Here is a 1690-nt window from a genome sequence, read left to right as displayed (position 1 = left end):
CTAGCCTCCGTGTTTCGGTTCGGGGCGGCTGAGCTGGGTGAACGCCCGTGCCGGAGGTCGTGGGGCTGCTGTTGGATGGTGGGCATGCCGCAGGCCCGGCGCGATGGCCGGGTGCTCCTGGGTCCTCGGGTCGTGGGTGGTCAGTGGCGGTCTTGTCTGTCACGTGGCCGGTCGGGGCAGTGCGACGAGGCGGCTGAACGTGGCGGTCAGCTCGTGGCGCCAGGGCCAGGTAGTGGCGATCCGTAGCCGTAGGCGACGGGCTCCGCGTGTGATCCGGGCTGCGGCGTGCAGGAGCCGGTAGCGGAGCTTCTTGGGCTCGGCGGTGGCCAACTCGCCGTCCAGCAGCAGGGTTCGCGTCCAGGCCAGCAGGTCGGCCGCGGTCAGGGACAGCTCCAGCCAGACCTGGTTGATCGCGAAGTGGCGGGAGGGGAAGCGGCCGAAGCCGGTGGCCTTGCCGCAGCGGATGTGGTCCTCGACCCGGGCGTGGGCACGGTGGCGGACCTCCAGGTGCTGGACCGGGCCGCTGCCTGCGACGGGCGAGTCGGTGAGGAAGACCTGGTGGCGCATGCCTTCGTCCTGGTCGAAGAGGGACAGCTGGGCGCCGGGGTGGGGACGCTCGCGGCGGACGATGATGCGGGTGCCGTCCGGGTATCCGGCGAGGTCGACCAGGCCGGTCAGCTCGGCGACCTCGGCACTGGCGCGCAAGGCACCGTCTTGTTCCAGCGCGGGGTGCCAGACGTGCTCGGGCAGGGCCCGGATCGCGCGACGGACCGGCTCGGTGACGGGATACCCGACGGAGAAGAAGGTGTGGATCCCGCGTTCCCGCAGGGCCCGGATGTGAGCGAGGAAGGCTTTGGCGCTGCCCGCGCTGTCGGCGCGGATGAGGACTGGGGTGCCGTGGCGGTGAGCGTCGGGGATCTGCGCGAGGGCCTGTTCGAGGACGGTGATGTGGTCGGCTGCGGTGTTCGCTCCGGCGTTGCCCGGTCGCAGGAGACCTGCCAGGGCCTCGCCGGTGTTGTCCAGGAAGCAGAGCAGTGGGTGGTAGCCGAAGCCGCGTTTGTAGGTGGCGGCGGCCTGTTCCTTCTCGGAGTGGCAGGTGACCAGGGTGGCGTCGATGTCCAGGACCAGGCCGGGCAGTTCACGGCCTCCGGCCTGCGAGGCGAGTATGGCGTGTCCAGTCTCGTCTGCTTGCAGCCAGACAACCTCGCGGGCCCTGGCCCGAGCTGCCCGCAGGGCGTTCAGAGTCGCGGTGTCGATGCCTGCCAGTACCCGCCAGGCGGTCGGAGTGGAGGCCACGGGGCCGAACACGTCGCGCTGGTCGCGCAGCACGGCCAGGTCGGCGATCGCCTCACCGCCGTCGGCGAGCATCACCGCGAGGTCCACCGCGACGCGGCCGGGGTCGTGCCCGGTGCCACGAGGTCGCAGTCGGCACAGAGCGTCGGAGAAAGCGCTGGTCAGTCCGGTGGCGTCGGCCAGATCCGCAAGTAGACGCGAGCCGGCATGGCTGACCACCCCGTGCCCGTCGGCGCTGACGACGAGCTTGGGGCGTGACCGGGTAGTGTGCACGCAGAAAGTGCCTTCCCGCTGGAACGATCGAGACCCTAGACAAGCCTCATCGTTGCAGCTCAGAAGGCACTTTCGCTTTTCCGATCATGATCCGGACGCAACCCCAGATGAAACGCGCAGGCTA

The 1690-nt window shown here is 70.1% G+C and carries 1 protein-coding gene; it reads right to left on the bottom strand.

Going from position 1 to position 1690, the window contains the following annotated elements:
- Positions 1-159: 159 nt before the first annotated feature.
- On the bottom strand, positions 160-1566 hold the full coding sequence (locus tag IG90_RS0138615) for an IS1380 family transposase (protein ID WP_030595985.1): 1407 nt from the start codon (positions 1564-1566) through the stop codon (positions 160-162).
- Between the last annotated feature and the right edge of the window lie 124 nt (positions 1567-1690).

The organism is Streptomyces anulatus, assembly GCF_000721175.1.
In the GTDB taxonomy this organism is placed as follows: domain Bacteria; phylum Actinomycetota; class Actinomycetes; order Streptomycetales; family Streptomycetaceae; genus Streptomyces; species Streptomyces anulatus_C.
The sequence above is the reverse complement of the archived record's forward strand: the minus strand, read 5'-3'. Positions and strand labels throughout refer to the sequence as shown.